Source organism: Oleiharenicola lentus, assembly GCF_051660365.1.
Lineage (GTDB): Bacteria > Verrucomicrobiota > Verrucomicrobiia > Opitutales > Opitutaceae > Lacunisphaera > Lacunisphaera lenta_A.
This window is the reverse complement of sequence record NZ_JBOZXB010000001.1, coordinates 3591418-3616530: the sequence shown is the minus strand read 5'-3', so window position 1 is coordinate 3616530 and position 25113 is coordinate 3591418. Positions and strand designations below refer to the sequence as shown.

The 25113-nt window shown below is 59.0% G+C and carries 25 protein-coding genes; 3 read left to right on the top strand and 22 right to left on the bottom strand.

The window, feature by feature from the left end; genetic code table 11:
• Positions 1 to 2: 2 nt before the first annotated feature.
• From ACRRQW_RS14135 to nadA, 16 genes are all read right to left on the bottom strand, one after another.
• Positions 3 to 935 carry a LysM peptidoglycan-binding domain-containing protein gene (locus ACRRQW_RS14135; RefSeq protein ID WP_438482169.1) on the bottom strand — a complete coding sequence of 311 codons (933 nt, stop codon included), beginning with the start codon at positions 933 to 935 and terminating at the stop codon, positions 3 to 5.
• Positions 936 to 1126: 191 nt separating this feature from the next.
• Positions 1127 to 1309, bottom strand: a complete 183-nt coding sequence (locus ACRRQW_RS14130) for a hypothetical protein (protein WP_438482168.1) — start codon at positions 1307 to 1309, stop codon at positions 1127 to 1129.
• Between the two features lie 101 nt (positions 1310 to 1410).
• Complete coding sequence (gene mraY, locus ACRRQW_RS14125) at positions 1411 to 2526, bottom strand: phospho-N-acetylmuramoyl-pentapeptide-transferase (RefSeq protein WP_438482167.1); 1116 nt, start codon at positions 2524 to 2526, stop codon at positions 1411 to 1413.
• Positions 2519 to 3898: a UDP-N-acetylmuramoyl-tripeptide--D-alanyl-D-alanine ligase gene (locus ACRRQW_RS14120; protein WP_438482166.1), complete on the bottom strand. Its 1380-nt coding sequence runs from the start codon at positions 3896 to 3898 to the stop codon at positions 2519 to 2521. The genes mraY and ACRRQW_RS14120 overlap by 8 nt, the downstream gene beginning before the upstream one ends.
• A gap of 10 nt (positions 3899 to 3908) precedes the next feature.
• Positions 3909 to 5501: a UDP-N-acetylmuramoyl-L-alanyl-D-glutamate--2,6-diaminopimelate ligase gene (locus tag ACRRQW_RS14115; protein WP_438482165.1), complete on the bottom strand. Its 1593-nt coding sequence runs from the start codon at positions 5499 to 5501 to the stop codon at positions 3909 to 3911.
• Positions 5498 to 7366, bottom strand: a complete 1869-nt coding sequence (locus tag ACRRQW_RS14110) for a peptidoglycan D,D-transpeptidase FtsI family protein (protein WP_438482164.1) — start codon at positions 7364 to 7366, stop codon at positions 5498 to 5500. The genes ACRRQW_RS14115 and ACRRQW_RS14110 overlap by 4 nt, the downstream gene beginning before the upstream one ends.
• Before the next feature lie 40 nt (positions 7367 to 7406).
• Positions 7407 to 7847 (bottom strand): hypothetical protein, encoded by a 441-nt coding sequence (locus tag ACRRQW_RS14105; RefSeq protein WP_438482162.1) that lies wholly within the window; start codon positions 7845 to 7847, stop codon positions 7407 to 7409.
• Positions 7848 to 7857: 10 nt separating this feature from the next.
• Entirely contained in the window at positions 7858 to 8772 is a 915-nt protein-coding gene (rsmH, locus tag ACRRQW_RS14100; protein WP_438482160.1) for a 16S rRNA (cytosine(1402)-N(4))-methyltransferase RsmH, read from the bottom strand.
• Positions 8773 to 8788: 16 nt separating this feature from the next.
• Positions 8789 to 8932: a hypothetical protein gene (locus ACRRQW_RS14095; protein ID WP_438482159.1), complete on the bottom strand. Its 144-nt coding sequence runs from the start codon at positions 8930 to 8932 to the stop codon at positions 8789 to 8791.
• A 3-nt stretch (positions 8933 to 8935) separates the two neighbouring features.
• Complete coding sequence (locus tag ACRRQW_RS14090) at positions 8936 to 9391, bottom strand: division/cell wall cluster transcriptional repressor MraZ (protein ID WP_438482158.1); 456 nt, start codon at positions 9389 to 9391, stop codon at positions 8936 to 8938.
• A gap of 458 nt (positions 9392 to 9849) precedes the next feature.
• The gene (locus tag ACRRQW_RS14085) at positions 9850 to 11010 is read right to left on the bottom strand and encodes a Gfo/Idh/MocA family protein (RefSeq protein ID WP_438482157.1); all 1161 of its coding nucleotides are present in this window, start codon (positions 11008 to 11010) and stop codon (positions 9850 to 9852) included.
• Positions 11007 to 12050, bottom strand: coding sequence for a sugar phosphate isomerase/epimerase family protein (locus ACRRQW_RS14080; RefSeq protein ID WP_438482156.1), 1044 nt, complete (start codon positions 12048 to 12050; stop codon positions 11007 to 11009). The genes ACRRQW_RS14085 and ACRRQW_RS14080 overlap by 4 nt, the downstream gene beginning before the upstream one ends.
• A 13-nt stretch (positions 12051 to 12063) precedes the next feature.
• On the bottom strand, positions 12064 to 12951 hold the full coding sequence (locus ACRRQW_RS14075; protein ID WP_438482155.1) for a sugar phosphate isomerase/epimerase family protein: 888 nt from the start codon (positions 12949 to 12951) through the stop codon (positions 12064 to 12066).
• A gap of 55 nt (positions 12952 to 13006) precedes the next feature.
• Positions 13007 to 14581, bottom strand: a complete 1575-nt coding sequence (gene nadB, locus ACRRQW_RS14070) for an L-aspartate oxidase (RefSeq protein WP_438482154.1) — start codon at positions 14579 to 14581, stop codon at positions 13007 to 13009.
• Between the two features lie 10 nt (positions 14582 to 14591).
• The gene (gene nadC / locus ACRRQW_RS14065; RefSeq protein ID WP_438482153.1) at positions 14592 to 15440 is read right to left on the bottom strand and encodes a carboxylating nicotinate-nucleotide diphosphorylase; all 849 of its coding nucleotides are present in this window, start codon (positions 15438 to 15440) and stop codon (positions 14592 to 14594) included.
• Positions 15441 to 15477: 37 nt separating this feature from the next.
• Positions 15478 to 16539 carry a quinolinate synthase NadA gene (gene nadA, locus ACRRQW_RS14060; protein WP_438482152.1) on the bottom strand — a complete coding sequence of 354 codons (1062 nt, stop codon included), beginning with the start codon at positions 16537 to 16539 and terminating at the stop codon, positions 15478 to 15480.
• 145 nt (positions 16540 to 16684) lie between these two features.
• Here nadA and ACRRQW_RS14055 point away from each other — a divergent pair, with 145 nt between their 5' ends.
• Complete coding sequence (locus tag ACRRQW_RS14055) at positions 16685 to 17986, top strand: DNA polymerase Y family protein (protein WP_438482360.1); 1302 nt, start codon at positions 16685 to 16687, stop codon at positions 17984 to 17986.
• Positions 17987 to 18008: 22 nt separating this feature from the next.
• Here ACRRQW_RS14055 and ACRRQW_RS14050 read toward each other — a convergent pair whose 3' ends face one another.
• Complete coding sequence (locus tag ACRRQW_RS14050; RefSeq protein WP_438482151.1) at positions 18009 to 19298, bottom strand: NAD(P)/FAD-dependent oxidoreductase; 1290 nt, start codon at positions 19296 to 19298, stop codon at positions 18009 to 18011.
• Between the two features lie 107 nt (positions 19299 to 19405).
• Between ACRRQW_RS14050 and ACRRQW_RS14045 the strand changes: the two genes are divergently transcribed.
• Positions 19406 to 19714, top strand: coding sequence for a gamma-butyrobetaine hydroxylase-like domain-containing protein (locus tag ACRRQW_RS14045; RefSeq protein WP_438482150.1), 309 nt, complete (start codon positions 19406 to 19408; stop codon positions 19712 to 19714).
• 157 nt (positions 19715 to 19871) lie between these two features.
• On the opposite strand, the gene lpxA is transcribed toward ACRRQW_RS14045, so the two are convergent.
• Positions 19872 to 20657 (bottom strand): acyl-ACP--UDP-N-acetylglucosamine O-acyltransferase, encoded by a 786-nt coding sequence (gene lpxA / locus ACRRQW_RS14040; RefSeq protein ID WP_438482149.1) that lies wholly within the window; start codon positions 20655 to 20657, stop codon positions 19872 to 19874.
• Between the two features lie 7 nt (positions 20658 to 20664).
• Positions 20665 to 21996, bottom strand: coding sequence for a bifunctional UDP-3-O-[3-hydroxymyristoyl] N-acetylglucosamine deacetylase/3-hydroxyacyl-ACP dehydratase (locus ACRRQW_RS14035; protein ID WP_438482148.1), 1332 nt, complete (start codon positions 21994 to 21996; stop codon positions 20665 to 20667).
• 179 nt (positions 21997 to 22175) lie between these two features.
• On the opposite strand from ACRRQW_RS14035, the gene efp reads away from it, so the two are divergent.
• Positions 22176 to 22733, top strand: a complete 558-nt coding sequence (gene efp, locus ACRRQW_RS14030; RefSeq protein ID WP_438482147.1) for an elongation factor P — start codon at positions 22176 to 22178, stop codon at positions 22731 to 22733.
• 61 nt (positions 22734 to 22794) lie between these two features.
• On the opposite strand, the gene can is transcribed toward efp, so the two are convergent.
• From can to ACRRQW_RS14015, 3 genes are read right to left on the bottom strand one after another with little or no spacing between them, the layout of a single operon-like run.
• Positions 22795 to 23466, bottom strand: a complete 672-nt coding sequence (gene can, locus ACRRQW_RS14025) for a carbonate dehydratase (protein WP_438482146.1) — start codon at positions 23464 to 23466, stop codon at positions 22795 to 22797.
• A gap of 44 nt (positions 23467 to 23510) precedes the next feature.
• The gene (locus ACRRQW_RS14020) at positions 23511 to 24779 is read right to left on the bottom strand and encodes a class I SAM-dependent rRNA methyltransferase (RefSeq protein ID WP_438482145.1); all 1269 of its coding nucleotides are present in this window, start codon (positions 24777 to 24779) and stop codon (positions 23511 to 23513) included.
• 59 nt (positions 24780 to 24838) lie between these two features.
• Positions 24839 to 25033, bottom strand: a complete 195-nt coding sequence (locus ACRRQW_RS14015) for a PLDc N-terminal domain-containing protein (RefSeq protein WP_438482144.1) — start codon at positions 25031 to 25033, stop codon at positions 24839 to 24841.
• Positions 25034 to 25113 lie beyond the last annotated feature (80 nt).

The window sequence follows — 25113 nt, the reverse complement described above, 5'->3', positions numbered from 1 at the left end:
AATTATTTCTTCGGCGGTTGCTCGACGGAGGGAAGTTCGAGCTTAAGCGTCGGCACTTCTTCCGTGGTGGTATTTTTCAAGCCGGCGTCCAAGTCCTGACCGGGCGGCGGTGGCGCGAGTTCAAAGCGTTGCACGTTCGACGCAGCCGGCGGAGTTTCGGCGGGCGGCGTCGAGGTATCGCCAGTCGGAGTGGCCGTGGCCGCACCGTTCGCCGCCGTGGCGGTCGCGGGTTTCGACGTGCCGTTGGCACGACGACCGCCGGGAATGTTGAGCGTCTGGCCAGCGCGAACGTTGGCTGGATTCGTAATATTATTTTCCGCGACGAGCGCGCCGACGGTCACGCCATATTTCCGGGCGATCACGCCGAGGACTTCGCCGGGCAATACCGTGTGCTTGATAAGTTCGCCTTTCGTCGCGGACTTTTCAGCGGACAGCGATTTCTCAGCGGGAGTCGTGCTGGCGGTCGTGGTCGTAAGGTCTTGCGGCGACGCAACCGCGGCAGCTTTGCCGGGAACCACGAGTTTCTTGCCGGGTTGCAGCGTCGAGTTCGTGGTGAGGTTGTTCATGCGCGCGAGTTCGGACACGCTCATGTTATTTTTCTTCGCGATGCTCCAGAGGCTGTCGCCACGCGTGACGGTGTAGGTGGTGATCGGGGCGACTTCCGGCGCAGGCTTTGCCGGAGTGACGGCGGCGGCGTTAGGCGAACCCGGACGGGTCGGAGCCGCGTAACCCGAAGTGGTGGTCGAAGCGGGCGGGCCGAGGTCGACGGGCGTGGGCGTGTTAAAGGAAACAGGAGCGACGTCTTGCGAAGGCGAGGTGGCGTCGGGCGTGGGCACGTTACGAGGGCCGGACTGGCAGCCGGGGCTCGCAAAAATGAAGATAAACGCGAGCACGTGGACGGCGACCACGGCTCCGAAGATCTGAAGGATTTTCATGACGGGAATATGAGTAGGCGGTTGGTTGATTAGCTATCTAAAAATCGGACTTATTCACAGGTTTTGCACAGCTGTTTTTGCGGCGGGCAAATGGACTGGAATTTCGAAGCTTTTGAAAAAGAAGAGCAGGTGTTCGCTGACAGCAAAGATAGGTAAGGTTCCGGTTAAGGATTGGATGTATAAAGAACCTGTCAGCGAACTCCTGCGAAAATTTTGGCGGTGCGCACCACGGGGCCTTCGATGACGGGTTGACCCGAGCGAAGGCGGCGCAGCTTGGAAAGGGAACGAACGATGGGTTGGCGCAACAGCAGCAAACTCGTGCGCGTGACATCACGAAAACTCGGGCTGGCTTCGAAGTTGTAATCGATCGGCATGGGAAATTTTTTGTTATCTGGAACTCAGGAAATCAGGAAGAAATGCCACAGCACCGGGTTCGTTCCTGATTTCCTGAGTTCCAGATTCATATTTTTGATTTTTAGCGCAGTTTCAGCGTGGCGAGGCCCAGCAGGGCAAAGCCGAGGGAGAGCACCCAAAAGCGCAGGACGACCTTGGTTTCCGGCCAGCCCTTCTTTTGGAAATGGTGATGAATTGGCGACATCAGGAAGAGGCGCTTGCCCACTCCGGTGCGACGCTTGGTGAACTTAAACCAGCTCACTTGAAACACGACGGACAGCAGCTCCATCACGAACACGCCGCCGACGATTACCAAGGTGAATGGCTGGTGAATCATGAAGGCCATCACGCCAATCAAGCCACCGAGCGCGAGCGAACCGGTGTCACCCATGAACACTTCCGCCGGGTGCGAGTTATACCAAAGAAACGCCATGCACGCCCCGATGAGCGCGCCGCAAATCACCGTGAGTTCGCCCGTGCCGGGCACGTAACTGATGAGGAGGTATTGCGAGTAAATGCTGTTGCCCGCGATATACGCCATGATGCCGAGCACCAGTGCCACCGTGATCGTGCAGCCCACGGCGAGGCCATCGAGTCCATCGGTCAGGTTGATCGCGTTGCTAAAGCCGACGATCCATAGATAAATTAAAATCAGCAGCAGCGACCAGTGCATGTGCGGAATCACGGCCGTCTTCAAAAACGGCACCCACAACTCGTGGATTTTATGCGAACTCGTCGGATGCCAGAGCAGAATCGCGAGCGCCACGACTGTCGCGAGCGACTGCCACGCGATTTTTTCCCACGAATTGATCCCGTCCTTGTTTTTGTGAACGACCTTCAGGTAATCGTCGCGAAAGCCCGGAATCGTGAGCGCCGCATAAACAAACAACGCGACCAACACCCAGACATTCGGCGTTGCCCAAAGCAATGCGCTGATGAACACCGACAAAAAAATGATCAACCCGCCCATCGTCGGCGTGTGCTTTTTATCGAAGTAAGTCGCACCGAGCGCGCCCGTGCGTTCGTCGATGTAGCCGTGGCCAAACTTCATTTTCTTAAACCAAAGGATGAGGCGGGGCGCGATGATGAAGCCCACGATCAACGCCGTCACCGCCGCACCGACCGTGCGCACGGAGATGTATTGGAGCAACCGGAACGGTCCGAAAACGTGGGCGTATTCTGAGAGATAACTAAGCATGGGCGACAGCGTGCGGATCGAGCACGGTTTCAAGCTGGTAACGGCGGCTGCCTTTCACGAAGACCGCGCCTTTAAAATGCGCGAGGCGGTCACGTGCGGGCTGCAAATCATTGAGCACCGCGATCTGCGAAAAATCATTTCCATTCTCGAGCACACCGACGCGCAACGCCTCGGCCTGGCTGCCAATGAGAAAAATAAAATCGCCGCTCCGCAAATGCAGCGAACGTCCCACCTGACGGTGAAACGCGGCCGAATCAGCGCCGAGTTCTTCCATCGAACCGAGGATGTAGAGGCGCGGCAGTTCCTCTTTTACGGAGGCCGTGAAAGCCGCGATCGCATCCATCATGGACGCAGGATTCGCATTGTAGAAATCGCAATACACGAGCGCGTCCCCCACCCGCTGCAGTTCCCCGCGCCACTTCGACGGCTGCCAGTGGGCGAGTCGCGTTTGCAGCGTCTCGTCCGACACGCCGAGTTCGGACGCCAGCACGAGCGCGAGCGCGGCGTTTTGCACCATGCCCGCGCTGACGCGTCGCGACAGGCTGAAGCGCCGTTTACCATTCAGAGTGAGTTCCGAGTTTTCCGCGCGTTGCGCGAAGGAAAACTTAATCGCCCGCCCGCTCGCCGGCTGCATCGCGATTTCGTTCTCCGGCACGAGCACGAGCGGATTCGCGAGTTCGCGAAAGCACTCGAACTGCCAGCACGACACCGGAAACACGGCGAGACCACCGCCACGATTCGCCGCCGGTAATCGCGATTTCTCAAACGCCACGCCACCGAGCGAGCCAAGTTGTTCCAAATGTGCCGGCGCGACGAGGGTGATGATGCTGTGATCGGGTTCAATCATCGCCGCCAGCGAAACCATCTCTCCCGGCACACTGATGCCAGCCTCGACCACAGCGGCCCGATGCGTCGCGGCGTCGAGCTTTGTGAGCGTCAGCGGCACGCCGATGAAATTGTTAAGATTCCCCGCCGTCGCCAGCACTTCGGGGGCGCCACCGAGCAACACCGACAAGAGATCTTTCGTCGACGTTTTCCCGACGCTGCCGGAGATCCCGACGACTGTGCCGGGAAATTCGCGACGATGGTCGCGCGCGATGCGTTGAAACGCTTCGAGGGTATCGCCGACGACGAGTTGCGGCAGATTTACGTCGTCAACTTCCCGACTCACCAGCGCCGCCGTCGCGCCGCTTTGCTGCGCTTGAGCCAGAAAATCGTGGCCGTCGCGCTTATCCGTTTTCAGCGCAACGAACACCTGCCCTGCCGCGAGTTGCCGGGTGTCGTTGGTAAAGCCAGCGACCGCGCCGCTGGGAAAGCGGTTCCAACGGCCGCCCGTCCCAGCGGCCATTTTTTCTGCGGTGAAGGTTGGCATGGAGAGAGGTTCAGACCGTCGTGGTGTTTTTGATGGCGATCAGCTCGCGCACCACTTGGCGGTCGTCGAACGGCACAATCGTGCCGGCAAATTCTTGATAAGTCTCGTGGCCCTTGCCCGTGATGACCACGCAATCGCCTTCGCGCGCTTCGGCGAGGGCGAGGCTGATCGCGCGACGACGATCTTCGGCAAAAGTGATCTTCGCCGGCTGACTCACGCCGGTTTTCATGTCTTCGAAAATTTGCGTCACCGCTTCCGAGCGCGGATTGTCCGCCGTCGCCCACGCGTGATCGGCAAACTCCTGCACTACGCCCGTCATGAGCGAACGCTTCGCGCGGTCGCGATTGCCGCCGCAGCCAAACACCACGAACAACCGCCCCGGCGTCACCGCGCGCACCATGCCGAGCGCATTGCGCAACGCGTCGTCGGTGTGCGCGTAGTCGACCAGCACATTGTAACCCTGGCCTTCGTCGATGCGCTCCATGCGACCGGCGACTCCGGCAAAACTTTTCAAACGCGCCGCGATCACCAATGGATCGCGACCGAGCGCATAACACGCCGCGAAGGCGGCCAACAAGTTGCTCACATTGTAGCGACCGATGAACGGGCTTTCAATTTCGAGCGCGCCTTCCGGCCACACGAGACGCAGCTGCGTGTTCGTGAAATTGAGACGCACGTTCTCGGCGCGCACGTTGGCGGCAGGCGATTCACCAAACGTCACGACTTTGATGCCGGCCGGCGTCTCGGCAGCGAGTTTCGCACCGCAAGCATCGTCGATGTTGATCGCCGCTGCGCGCGGCGCGTGCCCGTTGGCGCCATTGAACAAACGCGCCTTCACATCGAAATACGCGTCGAACGTCTGGTGACAATCGAGATGGTCGCGCGTGAGATTCGTGAACACCGCGACGCCCAATTGCAGACCGAGCACGCGATCCTGATCGATGCCGTGCGAGCTGATTTCCACTGCGGCCTGGCGACAGCCCGCATCGCGCATCTGCGCGAGCATGCCGTAAAGATCGAGCGCTTCCGGCGTGGAACGATACGACGGCACCACGCGGTTACCGAGATCGTAGTTGATGGTGCCGATCAAACCGACGCGCTGCGTCTGAGTGGAAAGCAGGTGTTTCACCAGACTCGCCACCGTGGTCTTGCCATTCGTGCCGGTGACGCCGACCAGATCGAGCGACTTGTCGGGAAAGCCAAAGAAACGCTGCGACACTTTAGCGAGCGCTCGGCGGGTGTTAGCAACTTGGATATAAGTCACGCGCGTGGCGGTGCCGGCGGGAATTTTTTCAGCAACAATCGCGACAGCGCCACGGCTGATGGCTTCGTCGATGTAGGAATGCCCGTCGGCGCGGCGTCCTGGGAGTGCGAAGAAAATATTTCCCGCCATCACGCGACGGCTGTCCATCGCCAGCCCGGAAATCGGACGCTCGAGATCCCCTTTGCTCGCGACGATTTCGCCGTCGTGGAAAAAGTCATCGAGCTTCGGCGCCATTTTCATGATGGGCGAAAGCGTGCGCCGCGTCGTGCGCGTGCGTTCCGTCGGCAGCGCACGAAACGCCGCGATCAACGGATAGTTGGGGGTAAGATAACCGATCATTGCTCGTCTCCCTTCATCGCCAAAAATTTAAACGGAGCCTGCTTCACAGGCTTGATGTCCATGTATTGAATGAGTTGTTCGCCGATGCGTTTGAACGACGGCGCCGCGACCGCGCGACCGTAAGCGTTGCCCTTGGTGACTTTACCGTCGTCGACGATCACGCTGATCACGACCTCGGGACGACTCGCCGGAAAAAAGCCGACGAAGGAACCAACGTGACGCGTCGTCGAATAACGACCGTCGATAATTTTTTGCGTCGTGCCCGTCTTGGCGGCGACTTCGAAGCCTTCGATGTCGAAATCCTTGCCCGTGCCGTGCGTGACGACGCCAGTGAGCAGTTGCGCGACAGTGGCGGCGGTGCTCGGGCGGATAACTTGCACCACTTTTTCCGGCCCGAATGAGCGGATGATTTTCCCGTTGGGTTCGCGGATTTCCTTGATGATTTGCGGACGAAGACGCGCGCCGCCGTTGGCGATTGTCGCGAAGGCCATGTGGATTTGCAGCGGAGTCGCGGCAACGGCGTGGCCCATCGGCATGCGGGAAATGGTGAGGCCGTCCCAACGTTTCGGATCGTCAAGGATGCCGCGCACTTCGCCGCCGAGCGCGAACTCCGTGCGCTGGCCGAAACCGAAGGCGCGCGCGTAATCGTAGAAGCGACGATCGCCGAGTTTCATCGCGAGATGCGCTGCGCCGCGATTGCTCGATTGTGCAGTGATTTCGGAGACCGAGAGCATGTGCCCTTCGTGGTCGTCCTTCGGGAGCTTAATCGTGCGGCCGTTGTATTCGACGGTGGAGTCCGCGCAGTTGAACACCGAGTCAGGCGTGACGAGATCGTCGTTCAGCGCGGCACCGATGGCGACGATCTTGAACGTGGAGCCGGGTTCGACGATGTCGGTGACCGCATAGTTGCGCTGCGACTCCGGTGTGGCCTTGTTGAAATTATTCAGGTCGTAGCTCGGATAGCTGCCCATGCCGAGAATCGCGCCGGTCTTGGGATCGCTCACTATAATAGAAGCGAATTTCGGCGAGAAGCTGGCGGCGATGGTCTTGAGTTCGTCTTCGACGATGTGTTGCACCACTGAATCGATCGTCAGCACGACATCGTTGCCGTCGTGGGCCTCGACTTCGCGCGAGCGGAATTGCGCCATCTCGCGGCGGGCGCCGTCTTTTTCGGATTCGATCCAGCCGTCCTGGCCTTGAAGATAAAGGTCGAAGTGATTTTCGGCGCCGGTGACTGGGGTGCCTTCTTTATTAAGGTAACCGACGATTTGAGCAGCGAGGCCGTTGCTCGGATAAACGCGGCGGTAAATGCGATCAAAGGTCATGCCTTGCAGCGTCACGTCCTCGAAACCGGATTTCTTTTTTGGATTGGGAATTTTGATCGCCTGAAGTTTGGCGAGCGTATCTTCGTCGATGCCCTCGCGGATTTTCACCCAACGATCGCGCACGAAACCATCTTTCACGCCGTCACGCGTATCTTTGGCGATGTCGATCGCCTTCATCTTCGGCTCGAAGGCGGCATCGATCTCCGCCTGCGACATGCCGAGGATTTGTGCGAAAACCGCGCGCGCGTCCTGCTGCTGTTTCGCGCGAAATGCGCGGCGCACGGGGCGTTTCGTATCCTGGTCGAGGTATTCCACCAATTGCCACGGATCGAGCGCGATGGTGATTTCGGATTTGCTGGTCGCGAGCAGGTTGCCGTTGCGATCGAGAATCGTGCCGCGACGCGCGTGCTCGACCGTGATCGACTGGCGCGCACGCTCCATATCTTTGATCCGCACGTCACGATCGATGACTTGCACAAAAACCAAACGGACCGCCACGACCGCAAAGCACGCTACGACGAGCGCGCTCAGCAGGTGCATCCGAAAGTTTGAGGCGAATCCTTGCGACATGAGTCAGTCCTTAGCGCAGCGAAGCGAAAACGATGCGGGTGGAATCAGCCGGCGCCGTGGCAACCGGGGTCGTGCCGCGCACATCGAGGCGCGGGCTGGACGCGATGTTGAAAATTTCCTGATTTCGTTTGCGCGCCAGATACAGAGTCGGCGATTGATCTACGCGCTGGACTTGGATTTCGCGCGGCGAAACCAACGCAAGTTTCATCACTTCATTCTGTTTGCGGAGAGCCGTCGCATCGATGGCCTGAGCGACTTCGGCGTTCACTTCGTCGATGCGGCGCTCGACGTCGGCGATTTTCACTTCGAGTGAGCGACTACGATTCGCGGATTGAGAAATCCCTTGGCGGGCCCAGACCGCGCCGAGTCCCAACGTGCCGCCGCAGACAAGCAGCACGAGCGTCAGGATGACAACTTGGTTAACAAGCGAGTGTGAAGGCGGTGGTTTCATGGGCAGCGGATCAGAGTTTGCGCAGCACGCGAAGCTTCGCGGAACGGCTGCGGGGATTGGCGGCGAGCTCGGCCTCGGAGGGTGTGAGCGGTTTGCGAGTAAGTGAGTTCGCGTGCTTCTCACGCAGCTGTTGCGGCGTGGAATCGTTGGCATCGACCGGCTGGCCACAGGCCTTGCGGAAAAATTGTTTCACCGGGCGATCTTCCAACGAATGGAAACTGATCACCGCGAGCACGCCACCGGAGGCGAGTTTTTCAAACGCCGCCGGCATCGCGCGCTCGATGGCGCCGATCTCGTCGTTCACCGCGATGCGGATGCCTTGAAAGGCGCGCGTCGCGGGATGGATGCGGCTCTCGCGTTTCACCGCGGCGGGAATCGCGTCGGCAATTAATTCTGCGAGTGAAGACGTGCGCGTGAGACGGCCGGTGCCGCGAGCGGACTCAATCGCGGAAACGACGCGGCGCCAGTTTTGTTCTTCGCCTAAATCACGCACCGCGCGCACGAGGGCTTCGTGACTCGCGAATTCGAGCCAGCGACTCGCGGGCTGGCCTTCGCGCGTGTCCATGCGCATGTCAGCCTCGCCATCGAGGCGAAACGCAAAACCGCGGTCGGCTTGATCGAGTTGAAATGAGGAAAGCCCGAGATCGAACAGGATGCCGTTGAACCCTGCGTCGGGCAGCGTGGCGAGATCGCCGAAGTTCAGGTCGACGAAGCGAAACGTGCCTGGAAATTCAGCTCGGAGTTTTTCCGTGCGCGGTTGCGCGGCGGGATCGCGGTCGAGCGAGGTGACATGCGCGCCAGTTTCGAGAATCGCGCGGGTATGCCCTCCTCCGCCGAAAGTGCAGTCAAGCAGGCGTTGGCCCGGTTGCGGCGCGAGGTATTCGAGCACCTCATGCAACATGACGGGTTGATGCCCAGGAGTCATCGCTAGGATCGGAAGCTCAAGCGCGCGCGCGGCCATTGAGTTTCTTCCAAGGCAAGCCGACGGTCATCGGCTGACGCAGGAGTGAACGCCGGTTCGCCGTGAAGATCGGCGAAAGCTTCGGCAAAGGTTGCGGACGGATGAGCGTGGTGAGGGTCTTCATTTTTTAGAGTCCGATGCGGCGCATCATGTCGCCGAAGTGTTCGCCGTCGGTGGCACCGTAGAGCGCTGTCCAGCGCGCGGAGCTCATGATGTTAAAAGTGTCGCCCATGCCGTTCAGGATAACGTCCTTCACCTCGATGCCGGCATGACGCAGCAGATCAGCGTTCACGCTAAAGCGGCCCTGCTTGTCGAAGGTGAACGAAAGCGCGTTTCCGAAGATGCGCATTTTCACCGCCTGCGCTTCACGGTCGGAAATCTTCATCTCCGAAACCTGCACCATCATCTTCGCCACGCGTGCCGGCGGCAAAATCGCGATGTAACCATCGGGATGCGGCATGGCCAAAAACGTCTCCGTGTCCGCATGCGTCCAGCGCCACGCAGACGGAATCGTGAGACGATTCTTGTCGTCGAGCGTGTGCTCAAAACGGCCGGTATAGACGGTGGTGCCAGTGGATGACATTAGGAAGAACTTTGGCGCACTTCCTCCAAAGTGCACCATTTCTCCCCATTTCACCCCTTTCAGTCAAGAACACAGACGGTAAATCGCTTAGATAATTGTTCACAAGTTGCTACCACGGGACGGAGTAACGTTGCATCCATCGGTGATAGTTCAACGTGAAAGCATATTCGTCTTAAAGCGTCGGGGAAATCCCCGATATCCACTCAGGCGAAGGTGAGTGCCAAAAATTGGCCTTAATTTCTCTTTTTATCAGCGTCGCAACTCATCGCTCAGCACACATGCGCAACCGCTACGCGCGTAATCGAGCCCAATTGGATGCAGGTTAAGCCACCGCCCATCGGCGGAGGAGCGGCGTCAGTTCAAAAACTCGCAGATCCATCTTCACAACGGCGTGCCTCCGCCCCGCGCTTCCGCGCCGTGCGCACGCGAGCAAATCCGGCAGATAAAATTTAAACCGCTTAAGTTACGGCGGGAAATTTCACCCAACGCGCGCCGCGCTTCGAGCTTAGCACTGTCGCCTCGATAAACTGCATGCCTTCGACCCCGTCGTCGATCGTGGGGAAATCCAGATTTGCCGGCGCCTTCTTTCCCGCGACTTCCGCGGCGATCGCGCGGAACGCTTCACGATAAATATTTGCGAACGCTTCAAAGTAGCCCTCCGGATGTCCGCCCGGAATACGGGTCGCGCCCTTCGCTTCGTCGCCGACATAACTATTGCCGCGCCGCCACGTCTCGGCGGGTTTGTCAGGATATTTCACGACGAGTTCATTCGGGTGTTCCTGCTTCCATTCGAGCCCGGCCTTTTCGCCATACACGCGCAACGAAAGATTATTTTCCTCACCGACGCAAATTTGCGAGGCGTGCAAAATGCCTTTCGCGCCGCCGTGGAAGCGCAGCAAAATCGCGCCGTCATCGTCGAGTTTTCTTCCCGGCACGAAGGCCGTCAGATCGGCGCACAGTTCGGAAATTTTCAACCCCGTCACGTAAGCCGCGAGATTCGCCGCATGCGTGCCGATATCACCGATCGCGCCGGCCGCGCCGCTGCGTTTCGGATCGGTGCGCCACGCCGCTTGTTTTTGATCGGAAGCCTCCAGTCGCGTCGCGAGCCAGCCTTGCGGATACTCGACGACCACTTTGCGAATCTTGCCGAGCTTGCCCGCGGCCACGAGAGCGCGCGCCTGTTTCACCATCGCGTTGCCGGTGTAGGTGTGCGTCAGCATGAACACCTTTTTCGATTTGCGCACGATGGCCTGTAGCTGCTTCGCCTGCGCGAGATCGAACGTCACCGGCTTGTCGCACACGACGTTGAATCCTGATTCGAGAAACAGTTTCGCCGGTCCAAAGTGCTGGTGATTCGGCGTGACGATCACGACGAAATCCAATCGGCGATCCGCCGGCATCGCCGCCTCGACGCGCGCCATTTCTTCGTAGCTCGCGTAAACCCGTTTCGGATCGAGAAAGAAATCCTCGCCGGAAACGCGCGAACGCTCCGCGTCGCTCGAGAAAGCGCCCGCGACGAGTTCCGCCTGATTGTCGAGTTGCGCCGCGATGCGATGCACGCCGCCGATAAAAGCGCCGCGCCCGCCGCCGATCATGCCGAAACGAAGTTTACGATTCATTGGTTCTTTTTATCGAAAGCTGCGTCGAACGCGATCGTGCTGCGCGCGAAATCAAGGGTGCGCACAAAGGCCGCGGCTTCCGTGCCGCCGTGCACGCGATCCATGCGAATATCTTCCCACTCCACGGAGAGCGGCCCGGTGTAGCCGACGTCGTTGAGGGCCACGATGACATCTTCGAATTTAATGTCGCCGCGACCGGGCGAACGGAAATCCCAGTAACGACGCGCGTCGCCGAACCCCGTGTGGCCGCCGAAAACACCGACCGAACCGTCGCCGTGGCCCCACCACACGTCCTTGATGTGCGAGTGAAAAATGCGGTCCCCGAACGTGCGGATAAACTTCACGTAATCGACGCCTTGGTAACCGAGGTGCGACGGATCGTAATTAAATCCGAAGCGTTTGTGATTCTTCACCGCGGCGAGTGCTTGCTGCCCCGAAGCGATGTCGAAAGCGATTTCCGTCGGATGCACTTCGAGCGCGAAGTTCACATTCGATTTTTCAAACTCTTCGAGAATTGGGCCGAAGCGTTTGCCGAAATCCTCGAAGCCTTTCGCCCAGTATTCCGCGCTCGTCGGCGGGAACGCGTAGATCGAATGCCAGATTGAAGAGCCGGTAAACCCATTCACGACGGCGGCTTTGTTCTTGGAGGTGGATCCATCCGGTTGTTCGTCGAAGAACGCGCGGGCGGCCTTCGCCGTCTTGACTAGTTGTTTCGCGGCGCGTCGACGCACGCCTTCCGGCTTGCCATCGCCCCACACCGCCGGAGGCAAAATCGCCTGGTGGCGTTCATCAATCAAGTCGCACACCGCCTGGCCCACGAGGTGATTAGAAATCGCGTAACACGTCAGGCCGTGCGCGCGCAGCAGTTCCCATTTTTCGCGGCGATATTTTGCCGATGAAGCGGCCGCATCGACGTCGAAATGATCGCCCCAGCACGCGAGTTCGAGGCCATCGTAGCCCATTTGCTTCGCGAGCGGCGCGAGTTTTTCGAGTGGGAGATCGGCCCACTGGCCGGTGAAAAGCGTGACAGGACGTGGCATAAAGAAGCGGAATTTAGAGTTTCAAGTCGCGCAGGTAAACGAGCGAAGCCGGAATATGTTCGAGCGGCGCGATCCCTTCATCTTCGAGGAAATAATATTCGACGCCCGCTTTTTCCGCCGCGCGCAAAATCGCCGGCCAATCGAACTGCCCCTGCCCGACCGCAACTTTATCCGTGGCCGGCGCGCGGCCCGTATGAATGCCCGTTACCACGCCGCGACGCATGTCTTTGACGTGAAGCAATCGCCAGCGGTCGGGAAATTTTTTCAACAACGCAACCGGATCGATCCCCGCGTGCGCCACCCAAAAAACATCCATCTCCAAGCACACATTTTCCGGTTTCGTCTTCGCGATGAGAATATCGAAACGCGTGCCGCCGCCTTCCATTGGCCGAAACTCGTAGCCGTGCGGATGGTAACCGAATTTCAACCCCGCCGCGCGCAACTGCGCGCCCCACGTATCAAATTCTTTCGCGATGGCCTCTGCATCGAAAATGCCTTCCTCATTCGGCAGCCACGGAATCACCACATAAGTTGCGCCGAGAGTCTTGGCCTCGGAAATCACCGCCGCAAGGTCGGCTTTCAGTCGCTCGTAGGGCATGTGCGCTGCCACGGCTTTTAATCCGCGCTGCTTCAGTGCCTCCGCATACGCCACCGTCGTCATGCTCCCGGTGCCGGCAGTTTCCACGAGGGCGAAATGGTAATCGCGCGCGAGATCCAGCGCGGCCACCGGATTAAGTTTTGCCTGTTCGCGCAGGCTCCACAGTTGAATCCCGAGCGCTTGCTGGAAGTCGCTTTTTTCAGAGGTCGGATTGCCGTGCATCATAGAGGTAAAACCGAGGAGAAGCGAAAGTCCGATCAACTTCCGCCGTGGCATCATCGTGAGATGGGAAAACAATTTCATTGGGGTAAGATTGAAAACTGGAACCTCTCTGGAGCGACCGCAAACCTCGAAAACACTAAGCCTGTCCGTCGCTGGCCACGTAATGGCTGCCTTTGCTGACCGGATTTAACGCAGCGGCGTGCACCACGAGCAGCGCGGTCTGGACGGCATTGCGCAACTCAATGAGTTCACGCGTAGGCCGACAGTCGCGGTAAAACGCCTGAATATCCTCACGCAGCTCCAGTAAAATCCGCCGCGCGCGCGCCAGCCGTTGTGGCGAACGAATGATGCCTGCGTAATTCCACATTGTTGTTCGCACCTGTTGCAAATCCTGTCGCACGAGCATCGGGTCGGCATTTTTCTGCGGGCTCGTCCATTCGCGCGGCGTCGGCAGGTGAAACGCGGCCTGCGACGCTTCCGCTTTCAACTCGGCAACGTCGGCCCGGGCCGTGGCTTTGGCCGCCACGAGGCATTCCAGCAACGAGGTGCTCGCGAGGCGATTCGCCCCGTGCAAACCGGTGCAGGCAGTTTCGCCGATGGCGTTGAGATGGCGCACATTCGTGCGACCACGCAGATCGGAGTGCACCCCTCCACAGGAAAAATGCGCCGCCGGCACGACCGGAATCGGCTCTTTGGTGATGTCCACGCCCCCGACCAGACAACGCTCGTAGATCGCGGGAAATCGCTCGCGAATGAAGTCTGCCTTCAACGCCGATAAATCGAGAAACACGCACGCATCGCCGGTCGTCGCGAGGTGCTGCTTAATCGCCCGCGACACCACATCGCGCGGAGCGAGCGAACCGAGCGGATGCACGGCGTCGACAAAACGCTGGCCCTTCGCATCGACGAGCACCGCGCCCTCCCCGCGCAACGCTTCCGTGATCAAAAATGGCTGCGCGCCGGCCTGACTGAAGATCGTCGGATGAAACTGCACGTATTCCAAATCGATCAGCCGCGCTCCGACGCGAAACGCCATCGCCACGCCGTGGCCGACGCTGCCGGGCTGATTTGTCGTATGCAGAAAAATTCCACCCAGCCCGCCGGTGGCGAGGATGGTTTTCTTCGCCACGAATGCCACGACTTCACCGGTCGCCGTATCGAGCGCGTAACACCCGAAACACGTGAGCGGCTCATAACGCTCACGCACATCGCTGGAGTTGTGCGAGAGCGTCAGCAAATCGATCGCAGCAAAACCCGTGCGCCGCGTGATATTCTTTGTCGCGTCAACGCGCTGCACAATCGAAGCCATGATCGCGTGGCCCGTTGCATCTTTCACGTGGATGATGCGGCGTTCGCTGTGGCCGCCTTCGCGCGTCAGGTCGAGTTGGCCGGCGGGAGCGCGATCAAATTCCACGTCGAGTTCTTCGAGCAATAATTCTTTCACCGCCGCCGGGCCCTCGCGCACGAGTTGCTCGACCGCGGCAGGATTCGCCATGCCATCGCTCGCGTCGATGATGTCGCGCGTGAGCTTTTCCGGATCGGGATCGGTGTCGTAAATAATCCCGCCCTGCGCCCAGTCACTGTTCGCTTGCAGCGGTTCGCCGAGCGAAAGCAACTCCACCGTCAACCCGGCGCGCGCCGCGTGCAACGCATACGCCGAGCCGGCGAGACCGGCGCCGAGCACGAGACAATCCGTGTGCACAATTTTCATCGACGTGATTTCAAACCGGTCGCGCGGAACGCAAATCGAGGCTCAGATCCGCCGAGGGCGCCGAATGAGTGAGTGCGCCGATGCTAATCACACTTACTCCAGGCAGCGCATAGTCGCGAATCGTCGCGAGCCGAACGCCACCCGACACTTCGACCAACGCGCGCCCCGCAATGACCGTGACCGCGGCAGCCACCTGCGCGGGCGACATGTTATCGAGCAAAATAACTTCTGCGCCGGCACGACACGCTTCGCGCACTTCCGCGAGCGTCTTGGCTTCCACTTCGATCTTCGCAAGGTGCGGCGCAGCGGCGCGGCAGAGTTGCACGGCCTTGGTCAACGAACCCGCGGCGGCAATGTGGTTGTCTTTGATCAACACATGTTCACCGAGCGAACTGCGGTGATTGAAGCAACCGCCTGTGCGCACGGCGTATTTTTCGAGCGCCCGCCAGCCGGGCGTGGTCTTCCGCGTATCGACCACGCGCACGCCGGTGCCTTTGACCGCTTCGGCGAATCGTTGCGAAAGCGTCGCGATGCCGGTGAGCCGTTGCACGAAATTTAACGCCGTGCGCTCCGCCGTGAGCAACGCCGCCGTCGGGCCGTCGACGCGCAACACTGCCGCTCCGCTTTTCACGTGGTCGCCATCGGCGGCGAGCAACTTGGTTTTAATCGACGAATCGACGCGCGAAAAAACTTCCGCCGCAACCGCCAAGCCGCACATGACGAGATCTTGCTTCGCATCGATAATCGCCCGGCTTTTGTGCGCCGGCGAAAAAATCGCGCGGCTGGTGACATCGCCGAGGCCGGCATCTTCTTCCAGCGCGAGATCGATCAAGTGAGTGGTGCGAGGGGAAAGCGGCATGGGGTGTTTGTAATATACTACGTTACAAAGGGTCGGTTCAGTCTTTTTTCGGCGTGAGTTCGAACATCCGCTCGATGCTGTGGGCGGCGCGCTGACGCAGGTCTTCGTCGAGTGTAATGATTTGGTCGGGACGCGGCGCGAGGAGCGCATCGCGCACTTTCTCGAGCGAATTCAGCTTCATGTAAGGGCACATGCGACAGCCGCCGATGAAACGTTTCTCAGGGTCCTCGACTTGAAGGCGCGCGACGAGGCCACACTCCGTGAGCATCAGGAAATACGGCGCGGGCGTCGTCTTCACGTATTTCATCATCGCCCCAGTGCTCCCCACGAAATCAGCCGCCGAGGCCACTTCCGGCGTGCACTCTGGATGCGCGACGACTTTCAAGCCCGGGAAACGCGCGCGGGCTTCGGTGATTTTTGAAACGTCAAACTGGTCGTGCACCATGCACGTGCCGTCGGAAGAGACGATGTCTTTGTCCACGCCACGCCGCTTCATTTCACTGCGCACGTTTTCCGCCATCAAGCGATCGGGCACGAAAAGAATTTGGCGCTGCGGAAGACCGGCGACGATGTCGTAAACATTTCCCGAGGTCACACAGACATCGGATTCTGCTTTCACTTCCGCCGTGCTGTTGATGTAGCAGACGACGGCCGCGTTCGGGTAGAGTGCCTTCATTTTTTTCACGTCATCGCCGGTGATGGAGTCAGCGAGCGAACAGCCGGAGTTGTGATCGGGCACCACGACCACGGCGTCGGGAGAAAGAATTTTCGCCGTCTCGGCCATGAAGACCACGCCAGCAAACACGATCTTCGCCGCACGGGCTTCCTTGGCTTTCAGGCTGAGGAAATACGAGTCGCCCGTGAAATCGCCGACGCCGTAGATGATCTCCGGCTCCACGTAGGAATGCGCGAGGATGATGGCGTTTTGCTCGCGCTTGAGCTGATTGATTTCGAGCGTGAGCGGGGCAATCGCGCGGCAGGCCTCGTAGTTCCACTGTTTGCCCGGTTCGCAGTCGACGTGCATCAACTTGCGAAAAAGCCGCTCGGTTTCCGCGTCGAGTTCCGCGGGCGTGAAAATGGGTGGTGAAAGCGTGCTCACGTAAAAGAGAAAAAGTTGGCCGGAGGCGCGGATTGGGCAAATTTTATCAGCGTCATCTGGAACGCGATTAGTCACTTGCGCACCCCGGCAGTTCCTTTCGTGACACAGGCTTGCCAACCGCCCGCTCTGGCCAAACTTGGGCACTGTGCCGCTGCGTTACCTCACCATCGATTTCAATTCGTTCTTCGCCTCGGTGGAGCAACAGGAACGACCAGAACTGCGCGGCAAACCGGTCGGAATCGTGCCGGTGATGGCAGAAACGACGGGCTGCATCGCCGTGAGCCTCGAAGCGAAAAAACTTGGCCTGACCCGCAACGCCCGCGTCGCCGAAGCACGTAAACAATGCCCGGGCATCGTCATCGTCGAAGCGCGACCAGAGCTATATATCCAGTATCATCGCAAGCTCGCCGCGATCGTTCACTCGATTCACCCGACTTGGAAAATCCAATCGATCGACGAAGTCACTTGTAAGTTTTTCAACGAAACCACGACGCGCGCCCAAGCCGAGAAAATCGCCCGCGACATCAAAGCCAAGATCTCGCGTGAGGTCGGGCCGTTTTTACGCAGTTCGATCGGCATCGCGCCGACCTGGCTGCTCGCGAAAGTCGCTTCGGACATGGAAAAGCCCGACGGACTCGTCGTGCTGGAGGACGCGGACGTTCCCGGGAAACTGCTCCGCCTCGAAATCGACGACATCAGCGGCATCGGGCCCAATATGGCGCTGCGCCTGCGCGCCGAAGGCATCGATACGATCGAAAAACTTTACGCCGCCGACATAAAACTGTTTCGCGGACTCTGGCGCGGCATCGTCGGCGAACGCATGTGGCGTTTGCTGCATGGCGAGGACGTCGATTTTCCGCAGGAAGAAAGCAAACAGCTCGGCCACGGCGCGGTGTTGCCGCCGGACAAGCGCAATCACCTCGATGCACTGGCAACGCTGCACCGCCTCTTGCAAAAAGCCGCGATGCGCCTGCGGCACTCGGGACGCTACGCCACGGGCATGCAGGTTTCGGTGGAATACATCGGCGAAGGTATTCATTGGAGCGATGAACTCCAGCTGACGGAAACACAGGATACATTAAAGTTAACCCAAGCACTCAACCAGCTGTGGATGAGACGACCCAAAAAATTTGAGCGCCACAAACCGGTGCGGATCGGCGTCCAACTCACCGGCCTCATCGACTTGAAGATGCACACGCCGGATTTGTTCGAGCAGCAAGCCGAGCAAGCCCACGATAAATTGTTCAAAGCCGTCGATCACCTCAACAAGGTGCTCGGGAAAAACTCCGTGTATTTCGGCGGGGCGCATGGCGCGACCAAAGATGCGCCAATGCGGATTGCGTTCACCCGCATCCCTAAACCTGAACTCGAAGAGATCGATCGGCGCTACGAAGGCCGGGTGAATAGCAAAAAAGAATTCACCGACCCTGAGCCGGAAGTGTGGTGAATGATTAACTCCCGCAATCGGACTACAGTGATTTCGGCAAATCGCTTTCGTTAAAAATAATCCGCGCGCCGCGGCGGTAGGTGAAATACGAATACACCCAGCTCATAAAAACCGAGATGCGGTTGCGCAGGCCGACGACGAAAATCAAATGCACGCCGAGCCAGGCCAACCACGCGGGCACGCCGCTCAAATGAAGTTTCCCGATCTGCGCGATGGCTTTTGAGCGACCGATCGTGGCCATGTTGCCCTTGTCCCAATATTTGAATGCCTCGCGCTGCTCCGGAGGGCGGGCGCCGACCGCGATGTCGTAAGCCACAAGTTTCGCGACATGCGCGCCACCCTGCATAGCACCTTGGGCGACGCCGGGGACGAACACGCCGTTGGCGTCTGTCAACGTCGTGAGATCACCGACCGCGAATACATGGCGATGGCCCGGCACGCTGAGATCGGGCAATACTTTGATACGGCCCGCGCGGTCAACTTCGACGCCGAGCGAGCGCGTGACGGGACTCGCCCCGACGCCAGCGGCCCACACGATGTTTCCCGCGCGCAGCGGCACGCCATCCAGTTCGACTTCGTTTTCACGGATCGCGGTGACCTTGGTGTTTAAACGGACGTCCACGCCGAGTTTCACCAGTTGCTCATGCCCTTTTTGCGAAAGATCCGGGGGAAACGCCGCGAGGACCCGCGGGCCACCTTCGACAAGAAGAATGCGCGCCTGCCGTGCGTCGATGTGATCGAAGTCCTTATAAAGGACGGTGCGCGCGAGCTCTGAAAATGTGCCGGCCAGTTCTACTCCCGTCGGGCCGGCGCCGATCACCACCGTCGTCATCAACTCCTGGCGCTTCGCGTCGTCTCCTTCCATTTCTGCGCGTTCATACGCGAGCAGCATGTTGCGGCGCACTTTCATCGCGTCGTCGAGCGTCTTGAGGCCGGGCGCGAATTGCTCCCACTCGTTGTGCCCGAAGTAACTCGTCTGCCCGCCCAGCGCGATGACAAGGTAATCAAAATTGAGCGTAGTGTCATCCAGCTCCACCTTGCGTGCGGCGAGGTCGACGCGCTTCACCGACGACATCATGACGCTCAAGTTCGGCTTTTTGCGCAGGATAGCGCGGATCGGTTGCGCGATGTCCGGCGCGGCGAGGCCCGCGGTGGCCACTTGATAAAGCAGCGGTTGAAACAGGTGGTGATTTTGCCGATCCACCACGGTCACGCGCGCCATGTGAGACGGAAAATGATTCGCAAAGGCGAGCCCGCCGAAGCCGGCTCCCAGAACCACCACATGCGGCAACTCCTGCTTGGTCGTATTCATGGCCTCATCAAGGTAGTCGGACAATAACAGGAGTAAACGTCGCTGACGGGAAAGTTTAAGGGCTTCACTTCACGGGCAGATTGCTAATAGCTGCTGGAAATTCTCCCATGCTCACGCCCACAGACATCCAGCTCATCGGTTCAGAAGTCGCCATTCGCTGGTCGGATGACAAAGAAAGCTTCATCTCATGCGCTACGCTGCGCGCTGCGTCGCCCAGTGCCGAAGTGCGCGGGGAAAAAGATATTTTCGGCCATCAATACGGCGGCGAAGCCCCGAAGAATTTCGTCGGTGTCGAAGTAAAAACGTGGGAGCGCGTCGGCAACTACGCCGTGCGTTTCGATTTCAGCGACGGCCATCGCACCGGCCTCTACAGCTATGAGTTGCTGCGGCAATTGGGCGAGTTGGGAAACAGCTGAGCGGCGTGTGAGTGCAGGTCGCGCGCCTGCGCACAACGTGGCCCGCAAGCGGGCCACCTACATTTCCTGTTTCTTGGAGACGGGTCCATTAGCCCCGCGAGTTATCACGTTCGGCGCTATGCCCCGCGGGGCAAATGGCCCCGCCTCCATTTAGAAATTATTTCCCTGCTACGACGCCGCGTTCGCTTCTCTCCACGAAGTTCAAGAAGTGCGTGAACTCGGCCGTGTTGGCCAACGCGTGCGCATGCATGCGTTCGAAGGCCTGCGTGCGATTCAAGCCGGTGCGGTAAAACACGCGAAACGCCTGCTTCACCGCATCGAGTTGCTCGATCGTAAAACCAAAACGCTCAAGGCCGACTTTGTTGATGGAACGTGCAATCGCCGGATTGCCGTCGGCGATGATGAACGGCGGCACATCTTGGACAGCTTTCGACATCGCACCGAGCATCACGTGCGCGCCGATGCGGCAGAATTGATGCACGCCGACGCCCCAGCCGATGTTCACGTGGTCTTCGACGATGACGTGGCCCGCGAGCGCCGCTTGCGCGCTCATGACCATGTGATTGCCGACAATACAATCGTGAGCGATGTGGCCGTAAGCGAGGATGACGTTGTCGTTGCCGAGGCGCGTGTATTCGTCGGCCTTAGTCGCACAGTGCACGCTCACATATTCGCGAAACACGTTGCGATCACCGACGATCAAGCCCGGTTCGCCACCGATGTATTTCAAATCGTGCGTCTTGGTGCCGATGCACGTGAACGGAAAAATTTCGCAGTCTTTGCCAATCGTCGTGCGGCCTTCGACGTTCGCGTGATGCTGGAGAATCGTGCCGTCGCCGAGCACGACTTGCGGGCCAACATAAGAATAGGCGCCAATCGTGACGTTTTCGCCCAGCTGCGCGCCGGGCTCGATGATGGCGGTGGGGTGAATAGTTCCGGCCATGACTGACTCAGTCCATCGCGCTGTTATCGACGACGGCGAACATCAAGTCCGCCGAGGAGACAGCCTGCCCGTTCACACTGCATTCGCCTTCGGCGCACGCGATCGTGCCCCGAATTTTAGTCATTTTTACTTTCACCAAAAGCTGGTCGCCGGGGCGAACCGGTTTGCGCCATTTCACTTTGTCGCAACTCATGAAGAGCGCAGTTTTGCCCTCCATGTTGGTCTGGCGAAGCAGCATGATGCCGGCGGCCTGAGCCATCGCTTCGATTTGCAGCACGCCGGGCATCACGGGATTGCCGGGATAATGGCCCTGGAAAAACGGCTCGTTAATCGTGACGTTTTTAATCGCGGTGAGCTCGGAGTCTTTGAGTTCCACCACGCGGTCGATCATCACGAAAGGATACCGGTGCGGCAGCATGTCGAGCACGCGACGAACGTCCAACGTGGTCTCTACCGTGACCTCGGCTTTCGGCGCGGCTGGCTTGGCGACTTTTTTGCCGCCCTTTTGCCACGCCTGGTATTTCTCGAAAAGAATCTTGGTTAACTCCGCATTGACGGCGTGGCCCGGACGCGTGGCGACGATGTGCGCTTTTAACGGCACACCGAGCAGCAGGATATCGCCAATGATATCGAGGATTTTGTGGCGCACGAACTCGTCCGCGAAGCGCAGCGGCTCTTTCGAAATGATTTTGTCGCCCTTGATGACGACCGCGCAGTCGAGCGAGCCGCCCTTGATTTTGCCCATCTTGATGAGCTCCTCAATGTCCTCGTAAATAGTGAACGTCCGCGCCGCCGCCACTTGGGCCGCGTAAACTTCCGGATCAATCGTCAGCGACAAATGCTGTGTGTGGATGCCGCGATCGTCGGCCGACGTGCAGGTGATTTTTAAGCCGTCGTAAGGTAGCGCGATGACGGAAGAGTTACCACGGGCGACTGAAATGGTCTCGGTGAGCGTGAAGTATTCGCGCTCAGCGTCCTGTTCGACGGGTTCACCTTGCTGGATGAGTTGAACAAACGGACGGGCTGAACCGTCCATAATCGGCGGTTCGCTCGCATCGATTTCGATGAGCAGGTTATCGATACCGTAGCCGTGCAGCGCACTGAGCACGTGCTCGACGGTATGCAGCTTTGCATGGCCGACCTGAATGGTCGTGGCGCGCACGAGGTCGGTCACTTGGTCGACGCGCGGCTTCAGCTCGGGATGGCCGTGCAAGTCCACCCGCTTGAACACGATACCGTGGTTCACGGGAGCTGGTTTGAAGATCATATGCACGGCGTCTCCGGTGTGCAGGGCATTGCCCTTGATGGAGACCTCGCGCAAAAGTGTGCGCTGCTTCATGGGATTTCGCGGAGTGTCCTAAGGCGCTTGGAAATGACAAGCTTGGAGATGTCACCCTCGATATTAGCGGGCCGGCCGAAAATGAAAATTCACCGACCTGACGGCGGGGTTGACATCCCCGAAGGCGGCTTCGTATTTCTATCCCCTTACGTAATTCAAAACCCTTAACCGTATCAGTCATGCCCGCAGCTAACGACGTCCGCAGAGGCCAAGTCATCAAATTCAACGGCGAGCCGCATCTCGTCATGGAAACCCAGCATCGCACGCCGGGCAATCTCCGCGCTTTCGTGCAGATCAAGATGCGCAATCTTCGCTACGGCAAGACGCTCGAACAACGCTTCAACTCCCCCGACCCGGTGGAAGTTCTCCCGACCGACCGCCGCACCCTGGAATTCAGCTACGCGGACCGCGACAGCTATTCGTTCATGGATCCGGAGACGTTTGAAACGTTCGAGCTGAACGCCACGATGATCGGCGAGGCCAAGAATTACCTCGTCGCCAACGGCAAAGCCGAAGTCCTTTTCATCAACGAAGCCCCGGTCACCATCGATATTCCCTCTTCTGTCACGCTCAAGATCACCGAGAGCGCCGACGGCATCAAGGGCGACACCGCTTCGAACGTGCAAAAGCCCGCCACCACCGAAACCGGTCTGGTCGTGCAAGTGCCGCTCTTCATCAAAGCCGGCGAAATCATCAAGGTCAGCACCGCCGACGGCAGCTACCTGGGTCGCGCTTAAGGCCCGTCGCGATTCACCAGCACTCTCGAAAGCCCGCGAAGAAATTCGCGGGCTTTTTTATTTACCACGGAATTGTGGTGACGCCTCGCCCGTTGACGACCGTGACCGCTTTTTTATAAGCCGCGCCCACGTCATCCGCCTTGCTCGCGGTCATCTCCAAGTCGCGCAACAAACCGTCGCGCAATCCATAAATCCACGCGTGCACCGTCAGGTTCTGTCCGCGCGCCCAGGCGTCCTGCACGATGGTCGTCGCGCAAACATTGGCGGCTTGTTCGACCACGTTCAGTTCGCACAGACGCGCACTCCGCGCCGTGTCGTCGGGCAAATGCCCGAGGCAAACTTCGTGTTTGTCGCGCACATCCTGCACATGACGCAGCCAGTTGTCCGCGAGCCCGACGCGCTGGCAACGGATGACCGCACCAACGCCGCCGCAACCATAGTGACCGACCACCATGATGTGTTTCACCTTCAGCATATCGACCGCGTATTGAATCACCGAAAGCGCGTTCAGATCGGCGTGCACCACGACGTTGGCGACGTTGCGATGCACAAACACTTCGCCGGGCAGCAGGCCGATAATCTCGTTCGCCGGCACGCGACTATCGGAGCAACCAATCCAAAGATATTCAGGATTTTGCTGCCGGGATAGTTTCTGAAAAAACTCCGGATCCTTGTGCTTAATAGCGTCCGCCCAACTGCGGTTCTGCTCGAAAAGGTGATCAAGCGTGCTCATGTGCGCGTCATGCTTGGGGCGCGCCGCCGTTTGTCCATGATAGATTACGGCACCCGTGCCCAGAGCAGTTTCAGGTAGCGGCTTTCGAGGCAGTTTGAGTAAACCGGGTGATCCACACCAGGGCCGGTGCGGTCGAAGATTTGCAAGCGGCGGTTGAGGCGGTGCACGCCTTTGATGACGCAAGCTTCGAACGTTTCCAGCGTGACGAGGCCGGAGCACGAGCACGTCACGAACAACCCGCCCGGGTTTACGAGGCTCGCGGCAATGGTGTTCAAGTCGCTGTATTTGCGCATGCCTTCGGCTGCAAAAACCGGATCCCGCGTCATCACAAACTTCGGTGGATCGCAGAGCACGGCGTCGAACTTTTCCCCGTTCTTCTGCATTTGTTTCGCATAGGCAAAGGCGTCGGCGTGCACCCACTTGAGTTTGTTCGGTGAAACCTGGTTCAAGTTCGCGTTGCGGCGGCCTTGCACAATGACGTTTTCGTCGAGGTCGACCGCGGTGACTTCGCTCGCGCCGCCGAGAATTGCGTTGATCGAAAACCCGCCTGTGTAACTGCACAGGTCGAGCACGCGCATCCCTTTCACGAGCGTGCCGAAACGTTTCCGATTGTCGCGCTGATCGCAGAAGAAACCGGTTTTGTGGCCTTCGGCGAAATCAACTTCGAATTTCACGCCGTGCTCTTTGATGCGCACTTTGTCCGGTGCCGATTCGGTGAGATGCTTAAGCTGCGATGGCTTGATGCCTTCGAGGCTGCCGATGTCGTGATCGACGTGGATGCGCACGTGTTTCGTGCCGAGTAATTCGTGGAGCAGCGGCAACCATTTCGGCAGCCGATGAAAAATGCCGAGCGAGTAAACGTCGCAATACAACACGTCCGCGTAACGGTCGATCGTGAGGCCGCTGATGCCGTCGCCGTCGGAATTGATCACGCGATACGCCTCGGTCTGCGCGTCCAATTTAAACATGTCGCGACGCAGCGCGACCGCGCGCCGAATCGCACTTTCGAAATACTCCTCGCCTAGGGGCTCAGCCGTGTGGCTGACAACGCGCAGCGGCATTTTCGCGCGCGGGTTGAACAAGCCGATGCCGACGCGGTTGCCGAACTTGTCGTAAACATTAACGAGGTCGCCGGGCCGCGCGTCACTCGAGACTTCGCCGAGCATACGCGGGAAAATCGCCGGTTGAAACGAAACAAATTTCAACTGCGCCCACGGCCGTTGCCACAGCGAGCGATCCACCGGCACCTTGGGCGCGGCTTTGTCGGGCAACTGTTCTTCGATCTCAAAATCTTCGTCGGGCAAATCGGACATCGCCCGAGCAGAACATTCCCCCGCGTGGATGGAAACCTGAAACTAGCGCGGCGCGGAACTCAGCGTCCCCCGCGGCCAATCAGGAAATACAAAATCGATCCGAGAAACGGCAGCAGGATAATCACGATGATCCAGACTACCTTGTTGGGATTATTGCTTTTGATGCAGTCGATCAAAGCGACGAGCCAGAAGACCAGACACAAAACGCTGATGAGGTAGTTGATGTTCATGCGCCCGATTTTAGCGATTTCCACGCGCAACGTCGATAGGGGCAAACCCTACCGTTCGTCCCGGAATGCGGACTAATAAAAAAGCCGACCGGAAATCCGGTCGG

Bases quoted from the DNA above. Each gene is read 5' to 3' on its own strand.
- ACRRQW_RS14050 (WP_438482151.1), bottom strand. From the start codon at position 19,298: ATGAATACGACCAAGCAGGAGTTGCCGCATGTGGTGGTTCTGGGAGCC.
- ACRRQW_RS14115 (WP_438482165.1), bottom strand. From the start codon at position 5,501: ATGATCGGTTATCTTACCCCCAACTATCCGTTGATCGCGGCGTTTCGT.
- ACRRQW_RS14035 (WP_438482148.1), bottom strand. From the start codon at position 21,996: ATGAAGCAGCGCACACTTTTGCGCGAGGTCTCCATCAAGGGCAATGCC.
- ACRRQW_RS14090 (WP_438482158.1), bottom strand. From the start codon at position 9,391: ATGTCATCCACTGGCACCACCGTCTATACCGGCCGTTTTGAGCACACG.
- ACRRQW_RS14075 (WP_438482155.1), bottom strand. From the start codon at position 12,951: ATGAAATTGTTTTCCCATCTCACGATGATGCCACGGCGGAAGTTGATC.
- efp (WP_438482147.1), top strand. From the start codon at position 22,176: ATGCCCGCAGCTAACGACGTCCGCAGAGGCCAAGTCATCAAATTCAAC.
- ACRRQW_RS14110 (WP_438482164.1), bottom strand. From the start codon at position 7,366: ATGCACCTGCTGAGCGCGCTCGTCGTAGCGTGCTTTGCGGTCGTGGCG.
- nadB (WP_438482154.1), bottom strand. From the start codon at position 14,581: ATGAAAATTGTGCACACGGATTGTCTCGTGCTCGGCGCCGGTCTCGCC.
- nadC (WP_438482153.1), bottom strand. From the start codon at position 15,440: ATGCCGCTTTCCCCTCGCACCACTCACTTGATCGATCTCGCGCTGGAA.
- ACRRQW_RS14020 (WP_438482145.1), bottom strand. From the start codon at position 24,779: ATGTCCGATTTGCCCGACGAAGATTTTGAGATCGAAGAACAGTTGCCC.
- ACRRQW_RS14135 (WP_438482169.1), bottom strand. From the start codon at position 935: ATGAAAATCCTTCAGATCTTCGGAGCCGTGGTCGCCGTCCACGTGCTC.
- ACRRQW_RS14105 (WP_438482162.1), bottom strand. From the start codon at position 7,847: ATGAAACCACCGCCTTCACACTCGCTTGTTAACCAAGTTGTCATCCTG.
- ACRRQW_RS14120 (WP_438482166.1), bottom strand. From the start codon at position 3,898: ATGCCAACCTTCACCGCAGAAAAAATGGCCGCTGGGACGGGCGGCCGT.
- ACRRQW_RS14095 (WP_438482159.1), bottom strand. From the start codon at position 8,932: ATGAAGACCCTCACCACGCTCATCCGTCCGCAACCTTTGCCGAAGCTT.
- ACRRQW_RS14085 (WP_438482157.1), bottom strand. From the start codon at position 11,010: ATGAATCGTAAACTTCGTTTCGGCATGATCGGCGGCGGGCGCGGCGCT.
- mraY (WP_438482167.1), bottom strand. From the start codon at position 2,526: ATGCTTAGTTATCTCTCAGAATACGCCCACGTTTTCGGACCGTTCCGG.
- ACRRQW_RS14130 (WP_438482168.1), bottom strand. From the start codon at position 1,309: ATGCCGATCGATTACAACTTCGAAGCCAGCCCGAGTTTTCGTGATGTC.
- can (WP_438482146.1), bottom strand. From the start codon at position 23,466: ATGAGCACGCTTGATCACCTTTTCGAGCAGAACCGCAGTTGGGCGGAC.
- ACRRQW_RS14045 (WP_438482150.1), top strand. From the start codon at position 19,406: ATGCTCACGCCCACAGACATCCAGCTCATCGGTTCAGAAGTCGCCATT.
- rsmH (WP_438482160.1), bottom strand. From the start codon at position 8,772: ATGACTCCTGGGCATCAACCCGTCATGTTGCATGAGGTGCTCGAATAC.
- ACRRQW_RS14080 (WP_438482156.1), bottom strand. From the start codon at position 12,050: ATGCCACGTCCTGTCACGCTTTTCACCGGCCAGTGGGCCGATCTCCCA.
- lpxA (WP_438482149.1), bottom strand. From the start codon at position 20,657: ATGGCCGGAACTATTCACCCCACCGCCATCATCGAGCCCGGCGCGCAG.